The following is a 25257-nucleotide window of genomic DNA, read 5'->3' as shown; positions in this document are numbered from 1 at the left end:
GGACCCTGCTCGGCCGGTCCGGCGCGCACAGCAGGCGGCCCGGCCCCCGGCGCGGGCCGCACAGGACCGAACGCCGAAGACCCCCGTGGTCCCGACCCGGTGAGGACACCGACATGCCCCTTACGCTTCCACCCGCTTCCGCGTCCCGCCCGGCCGTGGCCGACACCGCGCTCGACACCCCGCTGGAGTTCCACCTCGACGCCGACGAGGTGGCCGAGCTGCGAGCCGCGGCGGACAAGCTCGGCGAGGTCTGCGGCGATCCCGCCTTGCCGGACTTCTACGACCGGGCGCAGCTCGCCGAGGAACTGCTGCCCGCCCGGCTGCGCTCCTTCCTGACGGCATACCGCCGTACCGCGCGGTCGGCCGCCTGCCTGCTGCACGGTTTCCCGGTGGACGAGGAGCGCCTCGGCCCCACGCCCGGGCACTGGCGGGAGGCCATCGGCGACGAGACCGCACGGGCCCAGGAGACGTGGCTGGCGCTGTGCGGCCTGGCGCTGGGCGACCCGTTCGGCTGGGTGACCCTCCAGGAGGGCCGCATCGTCCAGAACATACTGCCCATCCGCGGCGACGAGGCGCGCCAGAGCGGGCACGGCAGCGAAACCCTCCTGGAGTTCCACACCGAGGACGGCTTCCACCCCAACCGCTGCGACTACCTCCTGCTGTTCGGGCTGCGCAACCCCGACCGGGTGCCCACCATCGTGGCGTCCGTGAGCGACGTACGGCTCGACGACCGCGACCGCACGGTCCTCGCGGAGGACCGCTTCCACATCCTGCCGGACACCGAGCACATCCGGCAGCTGGAGGCGCACGCCCCGGACCACCCCGCGCTGCCCAGGCTGCGTGCCATGCGCGACCGGCCGGCGCCGGCCGCTGTGCTCTCCGGCGACCGGCTCAACCCCTATCTGCGCATCGACCGGCCCTTCATGAACGTACGGACCGGCGACACCGAGGCCGAGGGCGCGCTCGACCGGCTGATGGCCGAGCTGCAACGCGTCCAGCAGGACGTCGCCGTGGGCCCGGGCTCGCTGCTGATCGTCGACAACTACCGCGCGGTGCACGGCCGCAGGCCCTTCACCGCCCGCTACGACGGCACCGACCGCTGGCTCAAGAAGCTGACCGTCAGCCGCAACCTGCGCCAGCACTTCAACGGCTACGCGTTCGACCACCCGCGCGTCATCGTCTGAGCCCGGCCCACCCACTTCCCGTACCGACCAAGCAGACCAGCAGAAGGGCAGCACCCCGTGCGTACCGTCATCGTCTCCGGAGCGTCCAGCGGAATCGGGCACGCCACCGCCGAGCGCTTCGCCGGCGCAGGCGACTTCGTCGTCAACCTCGACGTGCAGGCCCCGCCCGCGGACACGGTGACCGGCCCCCGGGAGGGGGGCGGCCACCTGCGCTGGGTCAACCAGGACGTCGCCGACTGGGAGGGAGTGCGGGCGGCCGTCGACGAGGTCAGGGCCGAACGCGGCCGGCTCGACGTGGTGATCGCCAACGCGGGCATCAGCGTCCGGCACGGCATCCTCGACCTGACCGAGGCCGAGGCCCGGCGCACCCTGGACGTCAACCTGATGGGCGTCCTCGCCCTGTGGCGCCACAGCGTTCCGCACCTGCTGGACCAGGGCGGGGGCGTGCTGCTGGCCACCGCTTCGGTCAACGGCATGCGGGGCTACCCGCTGTACGCCGACTACAACGCCTCCAAGGCCGGTGTGGCCTCGCTGTGCCAGACCTTCGCCATCGAGCTGGCTCCGCTGATCCGCACCGCCTGCGTCGCGCCCGGCGCCGTGCTGACGCCCATGCAGCGGGCCGAGTACACCGACGCCATGCTCGACGAGGTCAACGAGCGCATCCCCGCCCGCCGGCACGCCCGGCCCGAGGAGATCGCCGATTTCTTCTGGTTCCTGGCCTCGCCGGAGGCCGCGTTCGTCTCCGGCCAGCAGTTCGTGGTGGACGGCGCCGAGACCGCCGGGGCCACCACCGCGTTCTTCCCCGGCCCCACCGGGCCGACGCGGTGACCGCCACCGCACCCGTACCGCACGACCGGGTTCCCACTTCGGCAGGAGTTCCACGATGACCGCCATGACCAGCCGCCCCGAGCCGGCCCAGGACGCGCCGGAGGACGTGGACCTCGCGGACCCGCTGCTGCACGCCCGCCACGACCTGGGGCCGCTGTGGCGCCGGCTGCGCACGGAGGCCCCGGTCCACTGGCAGCCGGAGCGCGGCGGCAGACCGGGGTTCTGGGTCGTCAGCCGCCACGCGGACGTCGTCGCGGTGCTCAACGACCACAAGACCTTCACCTCCGAGCGCGGCAACGTGCTCGACACCCTGCTGGCCGGCGGTGACTCGGCCGCCGGCAAGATGCTCGCCGTCACCGACGGGGGCCCGCACAAGGCCCTGCGCAGCGCCCTGCTCAAGCCGTTCTCGCCGCGTGCGCTCGACGTCGTCGTGGACAGCGTGCGGCGGGGCACCCGGGCCCTGGTCCAGGAGGCGGTGGACCGGGGCACGGTGGACTTCGCCGCGGACGTCGCCGCGCACATCCCGCTCGGCGCGATCTGCGACCTGCTCGGTGTGCCGCTCGCCGACCGCCGCCAGATCATCGAGCTGACCTCCTCCGCGCTGTCCTCGGCGGACGGCGTCCCCACGGAGGAAGCGACCTGGTCGTCCCGCAACGGCCTGCTGTTCTACTTCTCCGAACTGGCCGCGGCGCGCCGCGCGAAGCCGCTGGACGACGTGATCAGCCTCCTGGTGACCAAGGAGATCGACGGCCGCCCGCTGTCGCACGAAGAGATCGTCTTCAACTGCTACAGCATCATCATGGGCGGCCACGAGACCACCCGGTTCGCCATGGTCGGCGGGCTGCGTGCGCTGATGGAGCGGCCGGAGCAGTGGCACGCGCTCAAGACCGGCCGGGTGAGCACGGCCTCGGCGGTCGAGGAAGTGCTGCGCTGGACGACGCCCGCGCTGCACAGCGGCCGTACCGCCACGCAGGATGCCTTCTTCGGCGGGCAGTTCGTCGAGGCGGGCGACATCGTCACCACCTGGATGGCCTCGGCCAACCGTGACGAGCGGGTCTTCGACCGGCCCGAGGAATTCGACCTGGCGCGCACTCCCAACAAGCACCTGTCGTTCGCCCACGGGTCGCACTTCTGCCTCGGCGCGTTCCTGGCCCGCGCCGAGCTGGCGGCCCTGCTGGAGAGCCTGTGCGACCTGGTCGCCGTCGCGGAGCCCGCGGGCGAACCTGGGTACGTCTTCTCCAACTTCCTGAGCGGCTTCTCGTCCCTGCCGGTCACGCTCGTACCGGAGGCATCCCGGCCCGCGCTGCTACAGCGCTGACAGTGCCGCCAGTTCCCCGGCCACCGCCGCCACCGTGGTCCGGGCATGGCTCTGCGGGAAGTAGTGCCCGCCGGGCAGGACGTGCATCCGGTGTTCAGCCGTGGTGTACAGGTTCCACGGGGCCACGTGCGCCACCGGGGACACCGTGTCCTCGGCGCCGGCGAAGGCGACCAGCGGGCAGCTCACGGCGGTCGGCCGCGGCAGGAGGTAGCCCTCCGCGAAAGCCACGTCGCTGCGTACCGCGCGCAGCAGGTCCCGCAGGAAGTCGGGAAAGCCGAGCAGTTCGTCGGGCAGTCCGCCGCTGCCGCGCAGCCAGGCGATCAGCCGGGCCTCGTCGCCGCCCGCGACGGTCTCGCCTTCGAGCGGCACATGGGGAGCGCGCGATCCCGACACCAGCAGGGCGCTCGGCCGCCGCAGGTCCGCTCCCCGCCCGGTCTCCCGCTCGATCCGCCGCGTCAGCTCGTAGCCGAGCAGGGCGCCGAAGCTGTGCCCGAAGAACGCGTACGGCACGGTGAACTCGCCGCGCAGCGCCTCGAACAGGGCGTCCACCAGCGCGTCGAAGGACCGCGGCAGGGGTTCGTCGATGCGGGAGCCGCGGCCGGGCAGCTCGACCGGCGCCAGCTCGACCCCCTCGGGGAGGAACGGCCGCCAGGAGCGGAAGGTGCCGGCGCCCCCTCCGGCGTGCGGCAGGCAGATGAGCCGTGACCGGAGCGGTCCGGCGACGTGCCGGGCACTGATCCAGCCGGCGGTGTCCTGGGCGGGGTTCGAAGCGCGCATGGGGCCAGCCTCCGCACTGCCGCAGGCGTCGGCCAGGCAACCGACCGGCAACCGGGATGCTGGTCGAGATGCCGCCGGGCCGCGGGGGAGTTACCGGCCGCTTGCCTGGCCGGGGCGGGGGGCGCGCCGCGATGCTGCGCAGCAGGCGGGCACGTACTCCGCGCCCCGTGCGTACCGGACGTGCCGCACCTCCCTGACCTTCCGAGAGGACACGTATGTTGGGTATACCGGACCGGGGCCTGCTGGAGTGGCTGGACGAGCCGTCCGCCGAGCGCGGCCTGTACTACGCGAACCGCGGCGACGGCTGGGACTTCACGTCCTACCGCGACCTGGCGGAGCTGGTGCTGCGGACCGCCGCCGCACTGCGCGCGAAGGGCGTCGGCGAGGGCGACACGGTGGGGCTGGTGCTGCGCTCCAGCCCCGGTTTCGTCGCCGGTTTCTTCGGCGCGCTGGCCGCCGGTGCGACGCCGTGCTCCATCGCCCCGCCGTTCGCCTTCCAGCGGGCCGACGAGTACGAGCGGCACGCGGCCCACCTGTTCGAGACGGCCGGGCCCAAGTACACCCTCTGCGACGACGAGTCCCTGGAGCGGATCCGCAAGGTCACCGCGGGGGCCGGGGTGCCCGAGCCGGAGGTCTTCGAACAACTCGTCGCGGGCGTGGCACCGCTGGAGCGGCCGCTGCCGCTGCCGGAGACCGCGCTGGTGCAGTTCACCTCGGGCTCCAGCGGCTTCTCGCGCGGCGTGCGGATCTCCGCCGAAGCCCTGCGGGCCAACCTCACCGGCATGCGCCGCTGGATCGGCTGGACCCCGGAACGCCCCGGCATCAGCTGGCTGCCGGTGCACCACGACATGGGGCTCGTGGGCTTCGTGCTGAACGCGGTCGTCACCGGCTGCGACGGCTGGATGATGCAGCCGGACGACTTCATCCGCTCGCCGCTGCGCTATCTGCGGTGCGTCAGCGAGCAGGGCGCCGCCATGACGGGCATGCCGAACTTCGGCCTCGCCTACATCCTGCGCCGGGTCAGGCCCGCCCAGTTGGAGGGGCTGCGCTTCGACACGATGCGGGCCGTGATCATCGGGGCCGAGCGGGTCGACCCGCAGGTGCTGGAGGATTTCCACGCGTTGCTGGGGCCGCACGGCCTCGACCGCGGCGCGCTGCTGCCCGCGTACGGCGGCGCGGAGGCGACGCTCGCGGTGACCGGTCTGCGGCCCGGCGAAGGCTGGTCGACGCGGGTGCCGGATGACGGGGACGCCGCGTCGCTGGCCGGCACGGCGGTGGTCGGCTGCGGCCGTCCGCTGGAGGGCCGGCAGGTGCGGATCGTCTCGGAGGACGGCGAGGAGCTGCCGGACGGCCAGGTCGGCGAGATCGTCGTCACCGGTGTGTCGATCGCGAGCGGCTACGTCGGCGACGAGGGTTCCGCGTCCGGCACCAGCCTCGCCGGCGAGGGGCTGGAGTCCGGCGACGCGGGCTTCGTGCGCGAGGGGCAGCTGTTCGTGATCGGCCGGCTCGGCGACGGGCTCAAGGTCAGCGGGAAGATGGTCTTCGCCGAGAGCCTGGAGACCCTGCTGCACCAGCGGGGCGTTCCCGAGCGTCGGGTCGCCGTCCTGCTCGGTGTGCGGGACGGCCGGGCCACCGGGGTGGCGGTCTTCGGCGGGGTGCAGGACGGCTGGCGGGAGGCCGCCCACGAGGTGCTTTCGGAGTGGCTGGGCGACGCCGACCTCCTGGCCGTCGAGCTGCCCCGCGGCGGCATCGCGGTCACGTCCAGCGGCAAGCCCCGCCGCCGGGTCGCCTGGAAGGCGCTGTGCGCGGGGGAGTTCGCCGATGCCCTCACCCCGCTGACGGGGGCGTGACCCGGAGGGAGGCCGGGCGGGAGGGTGACGCCGCCAAGCCCTGGCACGTCGCCCACTAGTGTTCCGTAGACAATGGTGTGCGACGCACACTATGGTGTCTCACGTGTCCGTAGAAGAACTGACTCTCGCCCAGGCCCACGAACTGCGCCGCGGGACGGTGGTCCTGGCCTGCCTGGCGCTGCTCCGGGAGCCGAGTTACGGCTATGCGCTCCTGGAGACGCTCAACGGCGCCGGGGTCTCCGTCGACGGCAACACCCTCTACCCCTTGCTGCGCAGGCTGGAGAAGCAGGGCCTGCTCACCAGCGAATGGAACACCGACGAATCCCGGCCGCGGAAGTTCTACCGGGTGAGCCCCGACGGCTCCCTGGTCCTCGCCGGCCTGGTCCGCGAGTGGCAGGACCTCTCGGCCACGATCGCACGACTCACCAAGGAGAACGGATGAGCACCAGCACTCTCACCGAGCGCTACGTGGAGGAAGTCGTCCGGCGGCTCCCGGCCGACCAGCGCGACGACATCGGAGAGGAGCTGCGCGCCACGATCGCCGACACCATCGAGGCCCGCCGGGCGGCGGACCCGCGGTCGGCCGAGCGCGACGTGCTCACCGAGATGGGCGACCCCGTCCGGTACGCCGCCCGCTACACCGGCCGGCCGCTCGCGCTGATCGGGCCGGACCTCTACCCGGCGTACATACGCCTGCTGGTGCTGCTGCTGTCCACCGTGCTGCCGGTGATCACCGTCGTGGCCGTGGTGGTGGAACTGGCCGACAGCGGCGACGTCGGCGCGGCGGTCGGCGAAGGCGTCACCACCGTACTGACGCTGGGCGCCCAGATGGTCGCCTGGCTCACCCTCTTCTTCGCCCTGGCCGACCGGTTCCGCGGCCGCGACGGCGCGCCCGCCCGCGCCGGCACGTGGAGCGTCACCGACCTGCCCGAGCCCCGGAAGAAGGAGAAGGGCGGCGCCATGGTCGCCCTCGGAGCGGCGTGGTACGCGCTGCTGATCTCCCTGACCGTGTGGCAGCACGTCGCGAAGCCCTACGGGTCCGACGGCCACGGCGGCGGCAAGGCCGTCGAGGTGCTCGACCCGGCCCTGTGGTCGGGCTGGATCTGGCCCGTTCTCCTCGGCCTCGCCGGCATGCTGGCGGTCTCGGCGGCCCGGATCGCCGCACAGGGGTGGACCGTTCGCCTCGCCGTCCTGAACGCCGCGGCCAGGGCCGTGTTCGCCCTGCCGCTCGCCTGGGTCCTCCACCGCCGGCTGTTCTTCAACCCGGAGTTCCTGAAAACCGCGGCCACGGAAGCGCTGACGCAGCAGGTCTACTCCGGGGTGGCCGTCATCGTGCTGCTCCTCGCCGCGAGCGCCGTGTGGACGGGCTTCCGCTCGGCCCGGCGCTGAGCGGGGGCTTCCGGTGGCACCGGCGCCCGACGCGCCGGTGCCCGGGTGGAGTCCACCCGGGCACCGCGTACCGCCGGCAGGCCGGCCCGCACCGCCGCCCTCAGCGGAGCCGCAGGGTCTCCGGGCGCACCAGGTTCTCCGCGAGCAGCAGGTCCTTGACCCGGTCCGACAGCATGTCCAACTGCCGGAGCACGAAGATGACCTGCTGGAACAGCATCTGCCGGTAGGTGGCCATCATCGGGTTGGTCCGCGCGAAGCGCAGCCCCTTGGCCACGTCGAGGTCCATCCGCTCCCAGACCTCGCGCAGCATGAACCGGCGCGACATCAGCTGGATCGCCTCCAGCAGGAAGTCCTCGCGCTCCCGCAGCTCCGCGGACGTGACCTGGCTGTACATGCCGGTGAGCGCGGTGACGCCGAAGGCGATGTGCCGGGCCTCGTCCTGCGCGACCATCCGGGTGATCTGCCGGATCACCGGGTCGCCGAAGCCGCTGCTCGCCAGGCGCAGCGCGGTGATCGCCAGGCCCTCGACGACCACCTGCATGCCGAGGTAGACAATGTCCCACCGGGACTCCGACAGCAGGTCGTGCAGCAGCGTCTTGAGCCCGGGGTTGATCGGGTAGACGGACTTGAGCTTCTCGTCGACGTACCGGGCGAACGCCTCGACGTGCCGTGCCTCGTCGGCGACCTGCGAGGCGGCGTACGTCTTGGCGTCCAGGTCGGGCACGGTCTCCACGAGCCGGGCCGTGGTCACGAGCGCACCCTGCTCGCCGTGCAGGAACTGGCTGCACATCCACGCCTGGTACTCCCAGCGGAACTGGGTCAGCAGCTCGCGCGGCACCGGACTGCCCTCGCCGACGACGAAGGACGCGAGCCGCGCACCGTTCTCCTCCGACAGCTCGGCGCCGAACTCGACGTCGTGGTCCCAGTCGATGTCGGTGGTGGCGTTCCACTGCGAGACCTTGTTCTTCTCGTAGAGGTTCCACACGCGGCTGTCGCGGTCCCCGTAGTTCCAGTTCAGACACGCCTGGAACATCGCGTCGACCTCCATGAGGTCGGCCTTGACAGCGTCCAGGGTGAAGAGCGTCGGGTCGGACGCCTCGGCGGGCACTGTCTCGTCGGGCACTGTGGTCATTGGATTGCGGTCCACCCCTCCGGCGCGGAACAGGACTGTTCGCCGTCAGTTTTGGTGCGCCGGACCCCTCTCTCCAGGAACTGCCGGGGCAATTTGACGGCAGACCGGTTGCCGGTCCCCTTGCCTGGCCCCGCCCTCCGGGCAGCCGCACGATGGAGCGCGGCGGGCAGCAGCCGCCGCACACCGGCCGAAGGAGAAGCGGGATGGGAACCCGTGCCACCGCACCAGCCGCCTCCCCGGAGGGGGCGCCGGCGCGCGACCGGGCCCGCCCGTGGATCGTCGGCCGGGTCACCGCGCCCGACCCGCGAATGCGGCTGATCTGCCTGCCGCAGGCGGGCGGCAGCGCCGGCACGTTCGCGCCCTGGCGCCTCGTGCCGCCGGCCGGGGTGGAACTGGCGACCGTGGAACTGCCCGGCCGGGGCGTGGGCAGCGCCGAGAGCCTGCCCGGCACCCTCGAAGAGCTGGCCGACGTCGTGATCGACAACATCCGCGACGAGTTCGACCGGCCCTACGCCCTGTTCGGGCACAGCTTCGGCGCGCTCCTCGGCTACGAGATCGCCGTCCGCGTCGCCCGGCGCGGCCTCACCCCGCCCAGCGCACTGCTCGTGTCCGCCGCGCGGGCGCCGCACACCCCGGTGCGCCGGCACGTCTCCGGGCTGGACGACGCCGGCCTGCTCGCCTGGCTGGACGGGTTCGGCGGCTTCCCGCCCGAGCTGGCCCGCTACCCGGCGTACCTCCAGTACGCGCTGCGCACGGTCCGCCGCGACCTCGCCCTCACCGAGTCCTACCTCGCCGCCGGGCCGGTCCGGGTCGGCTGCCCGCTGCACGTCTTCGGCGGTGCCGGCGACCCGCTCGTCAGCGGCGCCCAACTGGAGCGCTGGCGCGACTGCGCCGGGGCCGGTTTCACGCTCCGGTTGCTGCCCGGCGGGCACGACTACCCCTTCACCGGCGCCCAGGCGCTCGACGCGATCGTGTCCGTCCTGGACTGACCGGCGACCGGCCGGTGCTGCGGGGCGGCACCGTGCCTGGCCACGAGTGCCACCGCGGTGAGCACCAGCCCGTCCCGTGCGGTCCAACGGCCGGTGAACCCCGCCGCCCAAGGGCTCTCGGCAGGCCGGGCGGCAACCGGCGGTACCGTACGGAACGTGCCGTCGGCCCGCAGCCGCACGCGGTAGTCCCCGAAGCCGTACCGGGCCCCGGCCCAGGGCGAGAACGCCTTGTAGGACGCCTCCTTGGCGCAGAAGAGCACCCGGTCCAGCGGCACGCCGGCACCCTGCGGAAACTCCTCGCCGAGCCAGCCGCGCTCGGTGCCGGTGACGATCCGGTCCGCGACCGCACGCGGCAGCGGCTCCGCCGGTTCCGCGTCGATGCCCACGGCCGCGACGTCCGCGGCACGCGCGACGGCGGCCGCCCGGTACCCCCGGCAGTGGGTCATGCTGCCCACCACCCCGGCAGGCCAGCCGGGCGCACCCAGCGCACCGGGCACCAGCGGTACGGGCCGCACCCCGAGCCGGCCCAGCGCCGCGCGGGCGCAGCCCCGTACCGTGGTGAACTCCCTGCGGCGCTCCTCGAACACCCCCTCGACGACAGCCTGTTCGGCGGCGAAGAGCGCGACGGCCGCCTCGGGGCCCGCGTCGCCGAACGCCTCGTGGGCGGACACCCCCGCGGGGACGAGCTGACTGATCACCCGCAGATCATGCCACCGGCCCGCCGGCCGGGAGTTGCCGGTGGACTGCCTGGCCCGGCCCCCGGCGCATCGACCAGCATGCACAGGAGGTCCACGGCGCACGCCCGGACGAGCACACACCAACGGGCGGGGAGACGGGTACCCATGGCGCAGTCACGTCCCGCGGAGTCGGCACACGTCCCGAAGCAACCCCCGCCGTTGTGGCGTGACCGCGACTACCTGTACTGGTGGACCGGCAACGGCCTGTCCGCGCTCGGCACCAGCATGTCGACACTCGCCTTCCCGCTGCTCGTCCTCCACCTCACGGGATCGGCGGCGCAGGCAGGGCTCATCACCGTCCTGCACATGATCGGCCGGCTCGCCACCCTCGCGATCGGCGGAGTGCTCGCGGACCGGGTGAACCGCCGCGCCATCCTGTGCCTCGCCCCGCTGGCCCAGGCGCTGTCGATGGGCGCCGTCGCCCTGCTGGTGTACCAGGGCGACCCCTCCATCGCCGTGATCGGCGCCCTGGCACTGGCCGGCGGGCTCGCGGACGGGCTGCGCAACGCCGTGTCGATGCCGGTGCTGCGCCGGATCGTGCCCAAGGAGCAGGTCGCCGCCGCCACGGCCCAGAGCATGGGCAGGGACATGGTCGCGCAGCTGGTCGGAGCCCCCCTCGGCGGCCTGCTGTACGCGATGGGCCGCTGGATCCCGTTCCTCTTCGACGCGCTCTCCTTCCTCTTCGTCACCCTGGGGTCCGTATTGATCCGCCGCCCGCTGGGCCCTGACCGGCGCGCAGACGACCCGCCACGGCCCGGTCTGGCCACGGAGCTGCGGGACGGGCTGCGCATGATCAAGCGCAGCGACTACCTGGTGTTCACGATGGTCTGGGGAGCGCTGCTCAACGTGGTGGCGGAGGGCTTCATCCTGCTCTTCGTCGTGCTCGTGCAGCACCGCGGCGGCGGGCCCGCCGCCGTCGGCACCGCGACCTCCCTCGCGGTGGCGGGCGGTGTCCTCGGGGCCGTCGTCGGGCCGTGGCTGATGGGGCGGCTGGGCGCGCGACGCGTGCTCCTGCTGTCCGCGTGGGTCTTCGTGGCGTCCTTCGCCGCCGCCGTGGCGGTCCCCGGCCCGTGGCAGACCGGCCTGGTCGTCATGGTGGCCATGGTCGCCATGGTGCCGATGAACGTCGTCATCGAGTCCTACGAGGTCCGGCTCGTCCCGGACGAGTACCAGGGCAGGGTCGCGGCACTGAGCCGGTTCTTCGTCCAGGGCCTGCAGTGGATCGGCCCGCTGGCGGCGGGCGTCCTCGCCGACGCGGCCGGGGTGGAGGGGGCCGTGCTCGTCCTGACCGGGGCCATGGCCCTGCTCGCCGTGGCGCTGCACACCTCCCGGCGCCGCCTCACGGTCCTGGACCTACCGCTCGCCGAGGTACGGGAACTCGACCCGCCGCCGGCCGCCCGGCCGCTGCCCGAGCCGGTCGCGTAGCACCGGCCGCGCACCCCGGGGCACCACCCACCACCCACCGCAGGAGAAGGGAAGGACGACAAGTGAGACCGTCAGTGGAGATGGGCATCGTCTCGACCGGCATGGCGTTCGGCGAGCGCCGGGACGTGGCCGCCACGGCAGCCGACTACGTGCCCTACCCGGAGGACGTCGCCGTCCTCGGGTACGAGAGCTACCACCGGATCGCCGACGGCGGCACCGCGACCGCCCTCGCGGCCGAAGCGGCCCGGCAGGCCCTGGAGAACGCGGACCTCGACGTCACCGACATCGACCTGATCATCGTCGGCAACTCCGACGTCCCCGAGTACCTGGGCTGGGACGGTTCGGCGGCGCTCGCGCGGGCGCTGGGCGCCCACGGCACGCCCACGGTGCTCTTCACCCAGGCCTGCGCCGCCTGGTCGCTGGCGCTGGACCACGCGGCCGGCGCGATGGCGCTCTCCGCCGACACGGACACCGTGCTGGTGGTCCTGGTCAACGTGGTCAGCGAGGCGCACAGCAACCGGATGGACTTCAACGGCTCCATCGCCAGCGACGGCGCCGTCGCGGCCGTACTGCGCCGGGACCACCCGCGGTTCAGGCGGCTGGCCTCCGCCCGCTTCACCAACCCGGAGTTCGCCGACCTGTTCCGCATCGAGCTGGGCGGCGCCGCCGCGCCCCTGCCGCTGCCGGGCAACGACCACCTCCGGTCGAACCCCATGGTCGCGGTCTACGAGCACTTCGGACGGGACCCCGAGCGCTTCAAGGGGTTCATCGGGGAGATACACGGGCGGCTCGCCGACGTGGTCGGCCAGGCCCTCGCCAAGGCGGGCAAGGACCGCGAGGACCTCGCCCGGCTCGTCTACGTCAACGAGGGCCAGCCGGGCATGCGCGCGGTGGCCGAAGCGGTGGGCATCCCCTTCGAGCGCACCAACGCCGGACTCGCCCGCGAGCTGGGCCACATGGGCGCGGCCGACCAGCTGGTCTGCCTGTGGCGGCACGTCGAGGCGGGGGAGCTGGCGCGCGGCGACCTCGTGGCGCTCGCGGGCGTCGCGTCTCCGGGCATGCACTGGTTCTGCACGCTGATCGAGGTCTGAGCGGCGCGGCTCGCCTCCCGTACGCGAACAGGCCCGTCCGGGGCCGGGCCATCCGATGCCCCGGCCCCGGACGGGCCCTCACACGCCCCGGGGTCAGCCCCGGGGCCGGTCCCGCAAGAGCGCCATGCACGACTCGGCGCGGGCCGTGGCTGCCTCGCGCGGGGTCGCCGCCCCCTCGGCCGCGCCGTCGAGCGCCGACACGACGAGATCCTTCATCACGGAGGAAACGCGCTCGTACGCCGACTCGGCGGTCGGCTCGATGTCCCCGAACAGCGTCCACCACCACCAGGCGTTGCCCGCCGAGTTCGCGACGAAGTCGGGGATCACGGCCGTGCCCTTGGCGCACAGCGCGCGCTCTGCGCCGGGCGTCACCGAGATGTTGGCGCCCTCGACCACGTAACGCGCGGTCACCCGGTGGTGGTTGTTCTCGTCGATGGCGTACGGGATGGCCGCCGTCACCAGGACGTCGCACGGCACGGACAGCCAGTCGGACTCCACCGGCCGGTCACCGGGGCGCAGTTGCCCGCGGTCGACGAGGCCGTCCGCGGTGCGGTGCGCGAGCAGGTGCTCCACGTCCAGCCCCGCGGGGTTGGCCACCACGCCGCGCTGGTCGGCCACCGCCACCACCCGCAGCCCGGCCTCCGTGAGATAGCGGGCGATGGCGCCCCCCATCGTCCCGAAACCCTGCACCGCGGCGCTCGCCCCGCGCACCCGGTCGCCCCGGTGCTCCAGCGCGGCGACCGTGGCCCTGGCCACCCCGTAGCCGCCGATCAGATCGGCCAGCGAGATCCCGCCGACCTCCGCCGCGAACCCCGCCTGCAAGCGGGCGAGACCCGCCTCGGGGCCGTCCGGCACATGGGGCAGCGCCGCCTGCACGGTCGAGGCGATACGGGCCTCGGCCGCGGCCTCGTCGAGGGTCCGCTGCTGCACCCCGAGGTCCTCGCCGGTCGCCCAGCAGGTGTCGATGTAGGGCTTCATCGCGCGGAGATACCGGGTGAGCACACCGCGGGCCCCGGGGTGGCGCGGATCGAAGTCGATGCCGCCCTTCGCGCCGCCGTAGGGCACATAGCGGTCCGAGGGACGGTAGTTCAGCGCCTCCTTGAGGCTCATCGTCCTGGCGAGGTCCGCGACCTCCGCGAGGGTGCAGCCGCTGCGCATGCGCAGACCGCCGCTGGAGGCGCCGCCCAGCAGCCGGTCGATCACCAGGTAGCCGCGTGCCGTCGTCTCGGTGTCCGTCCAGACCACTTGCAGATAAGGGTCAGTCATTTCCGTCTCCCGGGGTCGGCGAGGGGTCGGGGACCGTGATCAGGGTCGGCCCCCGGCGTTCCAGGGCCGCGGCGACCTCGGCGGACACCGAGGCGGGGCTCGCGGCCACCACGCCGTGCGCGCCGTACGCGGCGGCCAGCGCGGTGAAGTCGGGGCTCGGCAGGTCGGCGCCCAGAGGCGGTACGCCCAGCCGGGACTGCTCCGTGCGCACCGAACCGTAACCGCCGTTGTCCACGATGACGACGGGCAGCGGCCTGCCCAGCAGGACCGCGGTGGCCAGCTCGTTGACGCTGAACTGGAGGCCGCCGTCGCCGGTGAGCGCCACCACCGGCAGGCCGGGGCGGCCCACCAGGGCGCCGATGGCCGCCGGCAGCGCGAAGCCGAGCGTGGCGAACCCGGTGGGGTGCAGGAACGTGTCGGGGCGCGGCACCCGGAAGCCCTTGAGCGCGCCGTAGTGCGACACCATCGAACTGTCGCTGGTGAGGACCGCCTCGGGCGGCATCGCCGCGCGCAGCGCGTCGACCAGCGCGGTCCACCGGGCTCCCTGGCCGACGTGCTCGGCGTCGATCCGGTCCCGGATGCGGGCGAGTTCACGCCGGTACGCCTCGCTCACCGGCGTACGGTCCGGCATGGTGCCGAGGGCCGCCAGGAGCTGCCGGAGGACGGCGTCCGCGTCGCCCGTGAGCGCGCGGGCCGCCGCCGCGTTGCGGTCCCGCTGCCCGGGGTCGATGTCCACCCGGACGACGTCGCCCGGCAGGTCCAGGGGGCCGGACCAGGTGTCGGTGTCGGCCAGTTCGGTGCCGACGGCGAGCACCACGTCGGCACCGCGCAGGAAGTCCCGCGCCGACCGCAGGTGCAGTGCCGCTCCCAGCGCGTGGGGGTGGCCCTCGTCGATCACTCCCTTCCCGTTCGCCGTGGTGACGACCGGGGCGCCGGTCTCCTGCGACAGGCGGGTCACGGCGGCGGACGCGGCGCGGGCACCGCCGCCCGCGACGATGACGGGCCGCCGGGCGCCCGCGATCAGGCGTGCGGCGTGCGCGATGCCGCCGGGCTCTGCGGTCCGCGCGGAGCGTGCCGCAGTGCGTTCCGCGCTCATGTGCGTCTCCGGCGGACCGGCCCACGACACCTCCGCCGCGAGGACGTCGGCGGGAATCTCGATGTGCACGGGCCGCGGGCGGCGGGTGGCGAACTCGTGGAACGCCCGCGCCGGCAACTCCTTGAGCAGGCCCGCGTCGGTGGCCCGCAGGCTCCAGGCACAGATGGCGTCCATCGCGCCCGACTGGTCCTTGACCTCGTGCAGCAGCCCGTCGCCCGGCGGCTGCCCCACCGGGGGCCCGGCGGAGAGGAACAGCACCGGTACGGAATCGGAGTACGCCTGGCCGGCCGCCGCCGCGGCGTTGAGCAGCCCGGGGCCCGCGGTGGTCAGGACGACACCGGGGCGCCCGGTGACCCGCGCGTACCCGTGGGCCGCGTACCCCGCGCCCTGCTCGTGGCGCGGCGTGACGACCCTGATGCCGCTGCGGCCGAGATGCCGGAAGATCTCCAGGTTGTCGATGCCCGGGATGCCGAACACGGTGTCCACACCGAGCCCGGCCAGCGTGTCGACCAGCAGCCGGCCCCCCGTGCCGCGGCCGTCCGCGGCACGGGGAGCCGGCCGGGGGGCGTGCCCGGACGTCATGAGCGCGGCTCGACGTCCCGCTCCGCCAGCAGTTCCTGGACGTGGGCGTTGATGCGGTAGCCCTTGAGGACGTCGTCGGACAGGTGCGCCGCGCCGGTCACCTTGCCCACGCAGCCCGGTGCCGCGCACGCGCAGGTGAACGGGCTGGACATGTCCCATTCGGTGGAGGGGTAGAAGAAGGTCAGCTCGTCCCCGGGCAGGAGGCGGCGGGTGGCGACGACGTTTCCGGCGGCGGCGTCCACGTAGGTGCTCGGGTCGCAGGAGTGGTTGAGGAAGCGGATGTCCGTGCCGATGACGTGCTTGTCCCGCTCGACCTGGATCGTGTACTTGGTGGCTTCCGCCGGGACACAGTCGCCGAGGGTCATGATCTCCGCCCCCTCCTCGATGACCGCGCCGGCCACCAGCCCCTGCCCTACGGCCAGCCCTGTGACGGTCCGGTAGTTGCGCTCCACGGTGAGCTGCGTGCCGTGCGAGTTGCTCATGACTGTGGTGCCCTTCGTCGTTTCTTGAATGGGTAGAGGGGGCGCGGTACGGCTCAGGCGCCGTCGAACGCCTTCACGACCAGGACGGCGTTGTGCCCGCCGAACCCGAACGAGTTGCTCATGGCCGTACGGATCTCGCGGCGCTCGGCGCCCCGCGTGCCGAGGTTCAGCGCCGCGTCCTCGGGGTCCGTGCAGTTCGTGGTCGGCGGTACGGTGCCGGTGCGCATCGCCTCGACGGTCGCGATCAGGTCGACGGCGCTCGCCGCGCCCATCATGTGACCGAGGACGGACTTCACCGAGGTCGTGGGGGTGCCGGGCAGCCGCTCGCCGAACACCTCGCGGAGGGCCGCGAGTTCGGCCCGGTCCCCGCCGACGGTCCCGGTGGCGTGCGCGTTGACGTAGTCGACCCCGCCGGCGTCCGTCTCCGCGTCCGCCAGCGCCAGCCGCATCGCCCGCTGCAACCCCTTGCCCTCCGGGTCGGGGGAGGTCAGGTGGTAGGCGTCGGCGGTCGCGGCGTAACCGGCCACCTCCGCCAGGACGGGGGCGCCCCGCCGCAGCGCGTGCTCCGCCTCTTCCAGCACCAGCACACCGGCGCCCGCGCTCATCACGAACCCGTCGCGCCCCAGGTCGAACGGGCGGCCGGCGCCCGCCGGGTCGTCGTTGCGCCGGGACAGCACCCCTGTCCTGGTGGTGGCGGCCATCTGCACGGCCGTGAGGCAGTCGTCCGAGGCGCCGGCCAGCATCACGTCCGCCGAGTCCGTGGCGATCGTGCGTGCGGCCTCGCCGACGCAGGTCGCCCCCGTGGCGCAGGCGGTGCTCATCGAGCCGGACGGGCCCTCGGCACCGAAGCGCAGCGCGACCTCGACGGCCGCCGAGTCGATGCCGCCGCTGACGGCGTAGTACGGGCTGACGGCCCGGGCACCCTTGGTGACCAGCGCCCGCGCGGCCTCGAAGGCCGACTTCTCCGCCCCGTACCCGGAGCCGACGAGCACCCCCGTCCGGTCGCGCCGGGCCGCCGGCACGTCCAGGCGGGCGGCCTCCACCGCCTGCACCGCCGCGGCGAGCGCGTACTGCGCGAAGGGGTCCAGGCGCCGGACCGTCCGCTTGGGCATGTACGCCGTCGGGTCGAAGTCCTGTACTTCCCCGGCGATCGTCACCTCAAGCCCGGTGGTGTCGAACCCGGTCGCCTCCGCGATCCCGCTCCGGCCGGACAGCAGCGCCTCCCACAGGGAGGGCACGTCCGGGCCCACCGGGGTGACCGCGCCGTAGCCGGTCACCACCACCCGCCGCCGCGCCGTGCGCGCCGCTCCGGCCCTCACCGCCCGGCTCCGTTCTGCGCGCCGCCCCACAGCGCCGGGTGCTCCTCGCGCAGCAGGTTCCGCAGCTGCCCGGTGTCGGTCTTCCCGTTCCGGTTCAGCGGCAGTTCGGGCAGGACCACGACGTGGTTGGGCTGCTCGTACGAGGGGAGCAGCGAGCAGATCAGCTCCCGCCACGCCTTGGGCCCGCCCCGCTCGGGATCGGCCACGACGAAGATCAGCCGGCTTCCCCACCGGTCGTCGTCGACCGGCACGACCACGACCTGCCGGCCGCACCGGCTCGCCTTCGCGGCGAGCGCCTCCGGGTAGAGCAGGTGCCCCATCCGGTGGACGGCCTGGGAACGGCCGATCACGTACAGGTCGCCCTCGTCCGAGAGATAGCCGAAGTCACCGGTCTCGTACCACTCGCCGGTCTGCTCGCGGACCGAACCGTCGGGCTCCAGATAGCCGGCCAGGGCGTCGGGGGAGCGCACCCAGATGTGCCCGAACTCCGCGCTGTGTCCGGTCTCCGGAGCGGGGGAGCCGGGCGCCGCGCCGTCGTCGCGCCCGGGAGCCAACCGGACGTCGATCCCCTCCAGCACCTGGCCGCAGCCCTTCGGCCGGTCGGGGGTGGCGAAGGAGACGTTGCCCAGCTCGGTGCTGCCGTAGCCGTCCAGCACGGGGGCGCCCACGACGGACCGGAACCGCTCCGCCAGGCCCTGGTCCAGCGGGGCGCCCCCGGTGCACCAGAGCCGCACGCCCTCCAGCCCTTCGAGCAGCCCCGGGTTCCGCCGGGCCAGGTTGAGCAGGCTCCGGTACGTCGACGGGGTGGCGTCGACGATGGTGGCGCCGTGCGCCGCGCCCGCCCTGATCGCCAGGTCGACACGGTGGAACGGGGAGATCAGCAGGGACGCGCCGGAGAGCTGGGCGAGGAAGATCAGCGAAAGGCCGTACTGGTGGGAGAACGGCAGCAGCGGAAGGAACGTGTCGCTGTCGCGGTAGCCCATGTGCGCCAGGGTCCGCTCCAGGTTGGTGAGGAACCCGCCGCCCGGCTTGACGATGCCCTTGGCCTTGCCCGTCGAACCCGTCGACCAGGCCACCAGGGCGTCGGTGCGCCGCCGCCACCGGGAGAAGTCCAGCGCGGCGCCGGCCGCGTCCGCCGGCGGTCCCGAGGCCGCGACGAGCGTGTCCAGGGCCAGGAAACGGGGCGCCCCGGGCCCCGCGGACAGCGGGTCGTCCGGCGCGTCACCGATCAGCCAGCGGACCCGGCACTGCTCGACGACCGTACGGGTCTCCTCATCGGTCTGGCGGTGGTCCAGGACGACCAGGGACGCGTCGAGGTGCGCCAGCGCCAGCAGCGTGTACACGTACGCGGCGGAGTTCTCCGCCTTGAGCACCACCCGGTCGCCAGGCCCGAACCCGAGCCGTGTCAATTCCTGCGCGACCGCGAGGGAGGCGCTCGCCATGGCGGCCCCGGTCGGCACCTCGACGCCGTCCGCGACGTCAGCCGGCACACTCATCGTCTCTCCTGAGCTGTTCAACGCGTCACCGACCACGGGCGGCCGTCGTGCGGCCTTCGGCATGCCTACGCCGGCGGCCGCTCACGCCGCGCCGCCACCCGCCGCGGCGCGCTCCGCCGTCTCCCGGATCGCGCGCACCGAGCGGAAGTTGCGCAAAGACAGCGCGTCGGTGGGGACGGTCACGCCGTACCGGTTCTCCAGCCAGGCCACCACGTGCAGCACACCGAGGCTGTCCAGCCACCCTTCGGCGAGCAGGTCCTGCTCGGGGCCGGGGCCGTCCGCGTCGTCGTCGAGGAAGTGGTCGGCGACGAACCGGGCGATCTCGTCCTCGGGGACGACGGGCGTCGTGGCGGGTGCGGCGGGAGGCTCAATGGGCATGGACGTTCCTCTCGAAGGGTGCGGGGCGGCGGGCCGTGAAGCCGTGGCCGGCCGCGAGGCACTCGCCGGCGTCTCCGGTCGCGGCCGCGCTCGCCGCCACGTACCGCCCGCCCGCCGAGTGCCCGACCGGCCACGCCACTTGGCGTGAACCCCGAGATGGATGCTCGGTGATGCCGCACCGCGCGACCAGGCAGCGCACCGGCAATACGGGGGGCCAGAGCACCGGCAACTCAGCAGGCCGGCGCGGAGTTGCCGTGTTTTTGCCGGGCCCTTTGCCTGGGTGCCGGGTCCACCCCGCCCTAGCGTCGTCGCCATGACTCAGACCCCTGCCGCCATCGGCAACGAAGCCGTCGCTCCCGTGGTGAGCGGACTGGTGCGGCTGATCGCACCGCGCAAGCTGGACCGGGTCGAGGCGGACCACCGCCTCGTCGGCGACCTCGGCTTCCACTCGCTCGTCCTCGCGGAGCTCGGCTACAACCTGGAGGAGCTGTACGGCCTGCGGTCGCTCAACCCCGAGGAGGCCATGCGGCTGGAGCGCGTCAGCGACGTGGTCGAGCTGGTCGTCACCGAGGTGGCGGAAGGCAGGGCGGCCCTGCCCTCCGAGGACGACGTCGCCGATATGTTCGCCCGCTACGGCTTCGAGGGCCCCGCGGCATGACGGACCGCGCCTTCGACCGCCCGGCCTACGCGCTGGCCGCCGACCTGGACCGGGCGCTGGGCGACCCGGCAGCGGAGACCGGCCCGTTCAGCCACGCCGAGACGGTCGCGCACGAGGAGAACGGCGAACTGCCGCCCGGCGCGGTGGACCTCATCAGGTCCTGGGGGTTCGCGCAGTACCTGGTGCCCGAGGAGTTCGGCGGCCGGCTGCGGAACCTGGAGCAGCTCTTCCTGCTGACCCGGTCGCTCTCGCGCCGCAACCTGACCGTCGCGGTGATGTTCGGCTCCGCGATCCTCGGCGTCAACCCGGTGTGGCTGTGGGGCGACGAGGAGCAGCGCGCGAAGGTCGCACGGGGCATCCTCGGCGGGGACCTCGCCTGCTTCGCGGTGTCCGAGCCGGACCACGGCAGCGACCTGGGCACCAACGAGACCGCGGCGGTGCCGCACGCGGACGGGTACCTGCTGACCGGCGAGAAGTGGCCCGTCGGCAACGCCACCCGCGGCCGCTTCGTCACCGTCTACGCCGCCGTCGAGGGCGCGGGCTCCTCGCTGCTGCTCCTCGACAAGGAGGAGCTGGACGAGGGCAGTTGGGACAACCACCCCTTCGTACGGACCGTGGGCCTGCGCGGACACGACCTCAGCGGCATCACCTTCCAAGACACCCGGGTGCCCGCCGGGGCGCTGCTCGGCCGCCCCGGCGCGGGCCTGGTCGAAATCCTCCAGGTGCTCCAGATCACCCGCACGGCGATCGGCGGACTGTCGCTCGGCACCATGGACTCCGTCCTGAGGATCGCACTGCGCCACGCGCGGGAGCGGGTCCTGTACGGGCAGGAGATCTACCGGCTGCCGGTGATCCGGCGGCACCTGGTCGGCTCCTACCTCGACCTGCTGATCGCCGAGTGCACGGCGATCCCCGTGGCGCGCTCGCTGTCCGTCGCGCCGTCCCGGCTCAGCCTGTGGTCCTCCGTGGTCAAGTACCTCGTACCGACCCTCGGCGAGCAGGTTGTCCAGGAGTGCGCCCGGGTCCTGGGAGCGCGCGGTTACCTGCGCGAGGGCGTGGCCTCCGGCGTGTTCCAGAAGCTCCAGCGCGACCATGCGATCGCGAGCATCTTCGAGGGCACCACCCACGTCAACCTGCACAGCATCGCCTCGCAGCTGCCGGCCGTGGCCCGGGTGGCCGACCGGCCGTCCCGCGGCGGCGAGGACGTGCTGCGGCAGCTCTTCGACTGGTCGGGGGAAGCCCCCGTGTGGCACCCCTCGGGGCGGGACATGCGGCTCACCAGCGCCGCCGAGGACGAGATCACCCGCGGCTGGGACCCGGCCGTGGAGGAGGCGCTGCGGATCGCGGGGCACGAGCTCCCGGAACCCGAGGGCACGGCGCTCGCCAAGGTCCTCGGCGAACTGTCCGCGCGCCGGGCGGCGTTCTACGCGCGCATCGCCGCCGCCTCGCTCGACGCGGGGACGACGGAGGGGCAGGACCGGGCGGCCGAGCACTGCGTGTACCACGCCGCCGCCTCCTGCCTCTACACCTGGCTCCACACCTTCGGGCCGGAGCGCGCGGCGGCGGGCGGCAGCGGCTGGCTGGTGCTGGTGCTCCAGCGGCTGTTGCAGCGCCTGCAGCCGGAAGCCGTACTGGACGAAGCCTTCCTGCCCTGGCTGGAGGAGCGGATCATGTCGAGTCTCGGCACGGAGGAGTACTTCTCGCTCCGTACGGTCAAGGAGGCCGCCGGGCAGCCCGGGACCTGAGCCGGGTGGGGTGCCGGTCCTTCCGCACCCCACCCAGGACCCGGCCGATCCGCTAGCTGCCGAGTCCGGCGGGCGCGCCGGCTCCCGCGGGGCTGGGCCGCCGCGCGTGGGTGAGCAGCCAGTGCCGTACGAGCCCGTGCACCCGGTACTTGTAATGCAGTTGCCGTTCGATGTGGACCAGCGAGGCATCCGCGAGGTCTGCCAGGAGGTGAGCGACCTGCGTCGCGTCCAAGTGGCCCTGCTGGACCCTGAGCACGTCCTCCAGGGAGAACGGGCTCTGCACCGCGGCGAGTTCGTGCAACAGCTCCTGGTGCGGGGCGGGGAGCAGGTCGTAACTCCACCGCACGCTCTCCGAGAGCGTGCGGTGCCGGGACAGGCGGCCCGCGTCGACCTGGTCCAGCAGGGGGAAGAGGCTGCCGCTCTGCAACAGCGACGTGAGCGGGAGCGACCGGAGCCGCTGGGCCGCTATCTCCAGGGCCAGCGGTATGCCGTCGAGGAGCCGGCACAGCTGGGCGACCAGCGGCAGGTGGTTGCTCAGGTCGAGGGTCGGCAGGCCGGCCTGCACCCGGCGCAGGAAGTGTTCCACCGCGCTCGGCACGGCCGCCTCGCCGTCCTCGGGCCCGTCCACCCGCAGCGGCTCGACGTCCCAGGTCTCCGCGGCGCCCACGGACGGCGCACGGCGGGAGGTGATCAGCAGATGGAGCCCGGGATGCTCGCTGAGCAGGTTCCGCGCGATCCGGGCCGTGTGCTCGACGACGTGCTCGGCGTTGTCCAGCACCAGCAGCCGGCTGCACCCGGCCTGCGAGCCGCCGCGCAAAAACCCGTCCTCGCCGTCCAACTCCCGCACGATGCGCAGCAGTTCACTGCCCGCGAGCGCGGAATCGAGGTGCTCGGGCGGGCAGTCGTGCAGGTCGGCGACGGCCACCCCGTCCCGGAACAGCGGGCGCAGCTGCACCGCGGCCGCGTGCGCCAGCCGGGACTTGCCCACCCCGCCCGCCCCGGTGAGGGCCACGAGCCGGCTGCGCTGCACCGTGGCCACGACGTGCCGCAGGTCCGTCTGCCGGCCCACCAGCGGGTCGTTGAGCAGCCAGGGGCCGTGCCAGGGCGGCAGCTCCAAGGCGTGCGAGAAGTGCGACTCGGTGCGCTGCTCGGGAATCACCGGCCAGCCGGCGCTTCCCCAGGACGCCGCCGGCTCGGCGACGGCCGCGGTCGCGCCGAAGGCGGACAGCAGCAGGTCCACCGAACTGCGGCGCGGGTTGGTGTTGGAGCCGGTCTCCAGATTGCGGATCGTACGGACGCTGACGCCGGAGCGCTCGGAAAGCTCCTCCTGGGTCCACCCGGAGATTTTGCGCTGATTGATCAGGAAGTTCCGCAGCCGATGGATGTCTTTTCTGTCGAGCAGAAAGAGGCCGTTCGGAAACTGCATATCTAAATCCTCCCCCAAGAATTAAATGTACAGCGCCCGGCGTGCCTCACGGCATGCGGCGGGATCGCCAAGCATCGGTCCTGGTGGTCGACAGGACGGTGCTAAGGAATCGGCGATCCGGCCACAAACGAACCGGTTTGTCGAGCGCCGATCTGGATCTTACTCGATCAAACCCACGAGTCCAGCCCCCGGTTCAGCGGCAGGGGCGGCCCTGTGCTGCACAAATACGGGCCCGCACCCCGCAATCCCCAACTCCCCGCATTCCCCCGGGAGTTCATATGCGATCCTGGCAAAAGGCAATTTCGTCAAGACCTTGTCATAACTAAATCAACACACCCCGCCGGCAACGTATGCCGTGTTCACGACATACGAGGCGAACGCGGGCTGCGGGTATTACCTGGATGCAGTTCCCGCAAGTCCCGGGGAATTCCCGCGGAGTCCCGCCGCGCCTCTTCCCGCCCCGTGTCGTCGCGGGCCGGACAAGGCGCGGCGGCTTCCGTCCGCTCAGATATCCCGGAAGATCTCGATCTGCGCCCCGATCGAGTTCAGGCGTTCCGCCAGGTCCTCGTAACCGCGGTTGATGACATAGACGTTGCGCAGGACGGACGTGCCCTCGGCGGCCATCATGGCGAGGAGGATGACGACGGCGGGGCGCAGGGCCGGGGGGCACATCATCTCGGCGGAGCGCCAGCGGGTGGGGCCGTCGACCAGGACGCGGTGCGGGTCGAGCAGTTTGACCTGGGCGCCGAGGCGGTTGAGGTCGGTGAGGTAGATCGCGCGGTTGTCGTAGACCCAGTCGTGGATCAGGGTCTGGCCCTGGGCGCTGGCCGCGATGGCCGCGAAGAACGGGACGTTGTCGATGTTCAGGCCGGGGAACGGCATGGGGTGGATCTTGTCCAGGGGGGCCTGGAGCTTGGAGGGGCGGACCGTCAGGTCGATGAGGCGGGTGCGGCCGTTGTCGGCGGCGTACTCGGCGCTGCGTTCGTGGTTGAGGCCCATCTCCTCCAGGACGGCGAGTTCGATCTCCAGGAACTCGACCGGGACGCGGCGGATGGTCAGTTCGGACTCGGTGACCACGGCGGCGGCGAGCAGGCTCATCGCCTCGACCGGGTCCTCGGACGGCGCGTAGTCCACGTCGCGGTCGATGTGCGCGACGCCGTGCACGGTCAGGGTGGTGGTGCCGACGCCCTCGACCCGTACGCCCAGCTCCTCCAGGAAGAAGCACAGGTCCTGGACCATGTAGTTGGAGGACGCGTTGCGGATGACCGTGACGCCGTCGTGGCGGGCCGCGGCCAGCAGGGCGTTCTCCGTGACGGTGTCGCCGCGCTCGGTCAGCACGATGGCGCGCTTGGGGGAGACGGAGCGGTCGACGTCGGCGTGGTAGGTGCCCTCCGTCGCGGTGATCTCCAGGCCGAAGTGGCGCAGCGCCGTCATGTGCGGCGTGATCGTCCGCGTGCCGAGGTCGCAGCCGCCCGCGTACGGGATCTTGAAGTGGTCCATGCGGTGCAGCAGCGGGCCGAGGAACATGATGACGCTGCGGGTGCGGCGTGCCGCCTCCGTGTCCATGGCGTCCAGGTCCAGTTCGGCCGGCGGCACGATTTCCAGGTCGTTGCCGTCGTTGATCCAGCGGGTGCGGACGCCGACGCTGCCCAGCACCTCCAGGATCCGGTAGACCTCCTCGATGCGGGCCACGCGGCGCAGCGTGGTGCGGCCCGCGTTGAGGAGCGTGGCGCACAGGAGCGCCACGCACGCGTTCTTGCTCGTCTTGACGTCGATGCTGCCGGACAGGCGGCGGCCGCCGACGACCCGAAGGTGCATGGGTCCCGCGTACCCGAGCGAGACGATTTCACTGTCGAGGGCCTCGCCGATCCGCGCGATCATCTCAAGGCTGATGTTCTGGTTGCCGCGTTCGATGCGGTTGACCGCGCTTTGGCTCGTACCGAGTGCCTCCGCGAGCTGCGTCTGGGTCCAGCCCCGGTGCTGCCGCGCGTCGCGGATGAGCCTGCCGATGCGTACGAGGTAGTCGTCTGCCATGAGGAAGACGTTATCTCACATATGAGATCTCTGCTGAGTATGCGTTGTTCTACTA

The 25257-nt window shown here is 72.9% G+C and carries 22 protein-coding genes; 11 read left to right on the top strand and 11 right to left on the bottom strand.

All coding sequences use genetic code 11. The annotated features are described in order from the left end of the window. The first annotated feature begins 113 nt into the window (after nucleotides 1-113). From gntD to ACH4OW_RS37300, 3 genes are read left to right on the top strand one after another with little or no spacing between them, the layout of a single operon-like run. Nucleotides 114-1184 carry a guanitoxin biosynthesis L-enduracididine beta-hydroxylase GntD gene (gene gntD, locus ACH4OW_RS37310; RefSeq protein WP_360130982.1) on the top strand — a complete coding sequence of 357 codons (1071 nt, stop codon included), beginning with the start codon at nucleotides 114-116 and terminating at the stop codon, nucleotides 1182-1184. 57 nt (nucleotides 1185-1241) lie between these two features. After that, on the top strand, nucleotides 1242-2012 hold the full coding sequence (locus tag ACH4OW_RS37305) for an SDR family NAD(P)-dependent oxidoreductase (protein ID WP_398033032.1): 771 nt from the start codon (nucleotides 1242-1244) through the stop codon (nucleotides 2010-2012). Between the two features lie 55 nt (nucleotides 2013-2067). Then, the gene (locus ACH4OW_RS37300) at nucleotides 2068-3330 is read left to right on the top strand and encodes a cytochrome P450 (RefSeq protein WP_360130976.1); all 1263 of its coding nucleotides are present in this window, start codon (nucleotides 2068-2070) and stop codon (nucleotides 3328-3330) included. On the opposite strand, the gene ACH4OW_RS37295 is transcribed toward ACH4OW_RS37300, so the two are convergent. Beyond that, a complete protein-coding gene (locus tag ACH4OW_RS37295; protein ID WP_398033030.1) occupies nucleotides 3319-4107 on the bottom strand; it encodes a thioesterase II family protein in 789 nt (262 codons plus the stop codon). The two genes, ACH4OW_RS37300 and ACH4OW_RS37295, sit on opposite strands and share 12 nt — an antisense overlap. A gap of 215 nt (nucleotides 4108-4322) precedes the next feature. Between ACH4OW_RS37295 and ACH4OW_RS37290 the strand changes: the two genes are divergently transcribed. From ACH4OW_RS37290 to ACH4OW_RS37280, 3 genes are all read left to right on the top strand, one after another. Continuing rightward, entirely contained in the window at nucleotides 4323-5957 is a 1635-nt protein-coding gene (locus ACH4OW_RS37290; protein WP_398033026.1) for an AMP-binding protein, read from the top strand. Between the two features lie 103 nt (nucleotides 5958-6060). After that, nucleotides 6061-6399, top strand: a complete 339-nt coding sequence (locus tag ACH4OW_RS37285) for a PadR family transcriptional regulator (protein WP_232817160.1) — start codon at nucleotides 6061-6063, stop codon at nucleotides 6397-6399. Beyond that, nucleotides 6396-7346, top strand: a complete 951-nt coding sequence (locus tag ACH4OW_RS37280; protein WP_360130967.1) for an HAAS signaling domain-containing protein — start codon at nucleotides 6396-6398, stop codon at nucleotides 7344-7346. Before ACH4OW_RS37285 ends, ACH4OW_RS37280 begins: the two co-directional genes overlap by 4 nt. Nucleotides 7347-7446: 100 nt before the next feature. Here ACH4OW_RS37280 and ACH4OW_RS37275 read toward each other — a convergent pair whose 3' ends face one another. After that, nucleotides 7447-8478 (bottom strand): diiron oxygenase, encoded by a 1032-nt coding sequence (locus tag ACH4OW_RS37275; protein ID WP_398033022.1) that lies wholly within the window; start codon nucleotides 8476-8478, stop codon nucleotides 7447-7449. Nucleotides 8479-8681: 203 nt separating this feature from the next. On the opposite strand from ACH4OW_RS37275, the gene ACH4OW_RS37270 reads away from it, so the two are divergent. After that, entirely contained in the window at nucleotides 8682-9467 is a 786-nt protein-coding gene (locus tag ACH4OW_RS37270) for a thioesterase II family protein (protein ID WP_398033019.1), read from the top strand. Here ACH4OW_RS37270 and ACH4OW_RS37265 read toward each other — a convergent pair. Then, complete coding sequence (locus tag ACH4OW_RS37265; RefSeq protein WP_398033016.1) at nucleotides 9413-10165, bottom strand: 4'-phosphopantetheinyl transferase; 753 nt, start codon at nucleotides 10163-10165, stop codon at nucleotides 9413-9415. The two genes, ACH4OW_RS37270 and ACH4OW_RS37265, sit on opposite strands and share 55 nt — an antisense overlap. A 144-nt stretch (nucleotides 10166-10309) precedes the next feature. Between ACH4OW_RS37265 and ACH4OW_RS37260 the strand changes: the two genes are divergently transcribed. Next, the gene (locus ACH4OW_RS37260) at nucleotides 10310-11629 is read left to right on the top strand and encodes an MFS transporter (RefSeq protein WP_398033013.1); all 1320 of its coding nucleotides are present in this window, start codon (nucleotides 10310-10312) and stop codon (nucleotides 11627-11629) included. Nucleotides 11630-11691: 62 nt separating this feature from the next. Continuing rightward, a complete protein-coding gene (locus ACH4OW_RS37255) occupies nucleotides 11692-12720 on the top strand; it encodes a 3-oxoacyl-[acyl-carrier-protein] synthase III C-terminal domain-containing protein (protein ID WP_398033011.1) in 1029 nt (342 codons plus the stop codon). Nucleotides 12721-12813: 93 nt separating this feature from the next. Here the strand turns inward: ACH4OW_RS37255 and ACH4OW_RS37250 are convergent, their stop codons facing one another. The 6 genes from ACH4OW_RS37250 to ACH4OW_RS37225 all read right to left on the bottom strand — a co-directional run bounded on the left by ACH4OW_RS37250 (nucleotide 12814) and on the right by ACH4OW_RS37225 (nucleotide 19339). Then, nucleotides 12814-13986: a Glu/Leu/Phe/Val dehydrogenase dimerization domain-containing protein gene (locus tag ACH4OW_RS37250; protein WP_398033008.1), complete on the bottom strand. Its 1173-nt coding sequence runs from the start codon at nucleotides 13984-13986 to the stop codon at nucleotides 12814-12816. Continuing rightward, on the bottom strand, nucleotides 13979-15664 hold the full coding sequence (locus ACH4OW_RS37245; protein ID WP_398033006.1) for a thiamine pyrophosphate-binding protein: 1686 nt from the start codon (nucleotides 15662-15664) through the stop codon (nucleotides 13979-13981). The genes ACH4OW_RS37250 and ACH4OW_RS37245 overlap by 8 nt, the downstream gene beginning before the upstream one ends. Further along, a complete protein-coding gene (locus ACH4OW_RS37240) occupies nucleotides 15661-16146 on the bottom strand; it encodes an SET domain-containing protein-lysine N-methyltransferase (protein WP_360130943.1) in 486 nt (161 codons plus the stop codon). The genes ACH4OW_RS37245 and ACH4OW_RS37240 overlap by 4 nt, the downstream gene beginning before the upstream one ends. Before the next feature lie 53 nt (nucleotides 16147-16199). Continuing rightward, nucleotides 16200-17465 (bottom strand): beta-ketoacyl-[acyl-carrier-protein] synthase family protein, encoded by a 1266-nt coding sequence (locus ACH4OW_RS37235; RefSeq protein ID WP_398033004.1) that lies wholly within the window; start codon nucleotides 17463-17465, stop codon nucleotides 16200-16202. Continuing rightward, nucleotides 17462-18961 (bottom strand): class I adenylate-forming enzyme family protein, encoded by a 1500-nt coding sequence (locus tag ACH4OW_RS37230; RefSeq protein ID WP_398033001.1) that lies wholly within the window; start codon nucleotides 18959-18961, stop codon nucleotides 17462-17464. The genes ACH4OW_RS37235 and ACH4OW_RS37230 overlap by 4 nt, the downstream gene beginning before the upstream one ends. Nucleotides 18962-19042: 81 nt before the next feature. Next, nucleotides 19043-19339 (bottom strand): phosphopantetheine-binding protein, encoded by a 297-nt coding sequence (locus ACH4OW_RS37225; protein ID WP_360130934.1) that lies wholly within the window; start codon nucleotides 19337-19339, stop codon nucleotides 19043-19045. A 313-nt stretch (nucleotides 19340-19652) separates the two neighbouring features. Between ACH4OW_RS37225 and ACH4OW_RS37220 the strand changes: the two genes are divergently transcribed. Together ACH4OW_RS37220 and ACH4OW_RS37215 are read left to right on the top strand one after the other, a co-directional pair. Beyond that, entirely contained in the window at nucleotides 19653-19997 is a 345-nt protein-coding gene (locus tag ACH4OW_RS37220; RefSeq protein ID WP_360130931.1) for an acyl carrier protein, read from the top strand. After that, complete coding sequence (locus ACH4OW_RS37215; protein WP_360130928.1) at nucleotides 19994-21742, top strand: acyl-CoA dehydrogenase family protein; 1749 nt, start codon at nucleotides 19994-19996, stop codon at nucleotides 21740-21742. The genes ACH4OW_RS37220 and ACH4OW_RS37215 overlap by 4 nt, the downstream gene beginning before the upstream one ends. A gap of 52 nt (nucleotides 21743-21794) precedes the next feature. Here ACH4OW_RS37215 and ACH4OW_RS37210 read toward each other — a convergent pair whose 3' ends face one another. Further along, on the bottom strand, nucleotides 21795-23168 hold the full coding sequence (locus ACH4OW_RS37210; protein WP_398032997.1) for a helix-turn-helix domain-containing protein: 1374 nt from the start codon (nucleotides 23166-23168) through the stop codon (nucleotides 21795-21797). Between the two features lie 504 nt (nucleotides 23169-23672). Beyond that, the gene (locus ACH4OW_RS37205; RefSeq protein WP_360130922.1) at nucleotides 23673-25202 is read right to left on the bottom strand and encodes a UDP-N-acetylglucosamine 1-carboxyvinyltransferase; all 1530 of its coding nucleotides are present in this window, start codon (nucleotides 25200-25202) and stop codon (nucleotides 23673-23675) included. Nucleotides 25203-25257: the final 55 nt, after the last annotated feature.

The organism is Streptomyces sp. NPDC017056 (assembly GCF_044332485.1).
Taxonomy (GTDB): domain Bacteria; phylum Actinomycetota; class Actinomycetes; order Streptomycetales; family Streptomycetaceae; genus Streptomyces.
Note: the sequence above shows the minus strand (reverse complement) of the source record. Positions and strands in the feature narration are given on the sequence as shown.

What these genes read in the sequence shown, in the direction of transcription:
- ACH4OW_RS37225 (WP_360130934.1), bottom strand. Translation starts at nt 19,339, where the DNA reads ATGCCCATTGAGCCTCCCGCCGCACCCGCCACGACGCCCGTCGTCCCC.
- ACH4OW_RS37210 (WP_398032997.1), bottom strand. Translation starts at nt 23,168, where the DNA reads ATGCAGTTTCCGAACGGCCTCTTTCTGCTCGACAGAAAAGACATCCAT.
- ACH4OW_RS37275 (WP_398033022.1), bottom strand. Translation starts at nt 8,478, where the DNA reads ATGACCACAGTGCCCGACGAGACAGTGCCCGCCGAGGCGTCCGACCCG.
- ACH4OW_RS37245 (WP_398033006.1), bottom strand. Translation starts at nt 15,664, where the DNA reads ATGACGTCCGGGCACGCCCCCCGGCCGGCTCCCCGTGCCGCGGACGGC.
- ACH4OW_RS37280 (WP_360130967.1), top strand. Translation starts at nt 6,396, where the DNA reads ATGAGCACCAGCACTCTCACCGAGCGCTACGTGGAGGAAGTCGTCCGG.
- ACH4OW_RS37220 (WP_360130931.1), top strand. Translation starts at nt 19,653, where the DNA reads ATGACTCAGACCCCTGCCGCCATCGGCAACGAAGCCGTCGCTCCCGTG.
- ACH4OW_RS37300 (WP_360130976.1), top strand. Translation starts at nt 2,068, where the DNA reads ATGACCGCCATGACCAGCCGCCCCGAGCCGGCCCAGGACGCGCCGGAG.
- ACH4OW_RS37230 (WP_398033001.1), bottom strand. Translation starts at nt 18,961, where the DNA reads ATGAGTGTGCCGGCTGACGTCGCGGACGGCGTCGAGGTGCCGACCGGG.
- ACH4OW_RS37270 (WP_398033019.1), top strand. Translation starts at nt 8,682, where the DNA reads ATGGGAACCCGTGCCACCGCACCAGCCGCCTCCCCGGAGGGGGCGCCG.
- ACH4OW_RS37290 (WP_398033026.1), top strand. Translation starts at nt 4,323, where the DNA reads ATGTTGGGTATACCGGACCGGGGCCTGCTGGAGTGGCTGGACGAGCCG.
- ACH4OW_RS37295 (WP_398033030.1), bottom strand. Translation starts at nt 4,107, where the DNA reads ATGCGCGCTTCGAACCCCGCCCAGGACACCGCCGGCTGGATCAGTGCC.
- ACH4OW_RS37250 (WP_398033008.1), bottom strand. Translation starts at nt 13,986, where the DNA reads ATGACTGACCCTTATCTGCAAGTGGTCTGGACGGACACCGAGACGACG.
- ACH4OW_RS37205 (WP_360130922.1), bottom strand. Translation starts at nt 25,202, where the DNA reads ATGGCAGACGACTACCTCGTACGCATCGGCAGGCTCATCCGCGACGCG.
- ACH4OW_RS37215 (WP_360130928.1), top strand. Translation starts at nt 19,994, where the DNA reads ATGACGGACCGCGCCTTCGACCGCCCGGCCTACGCGCTGGCCGCCGAC.
- ACH4OW_RS37260 (WP_398033013.1), top strand. Translation starts at nt 10,310, where the DNA reads ATGGCGCAGTCACGTCCCGCGGAGTCGGCACACGTCCCGAAGCAACCC.
- ACH4OW_RS37240 (WP_360130943.1), bottom strand. Translation starts at nt 16,146, where the DNA reads ATGAGCAACTCGCACGGCACGCAGCTCACCGTGGAGCGCAACTACCGG.
- gntD (WP_360130982.1), top strand. Translation starts at nt 114, where the DNA reads ATGCCCCTTACGCTTCCACCCGCTTCCGCGTCCCGCCCGGCCGTGGCC.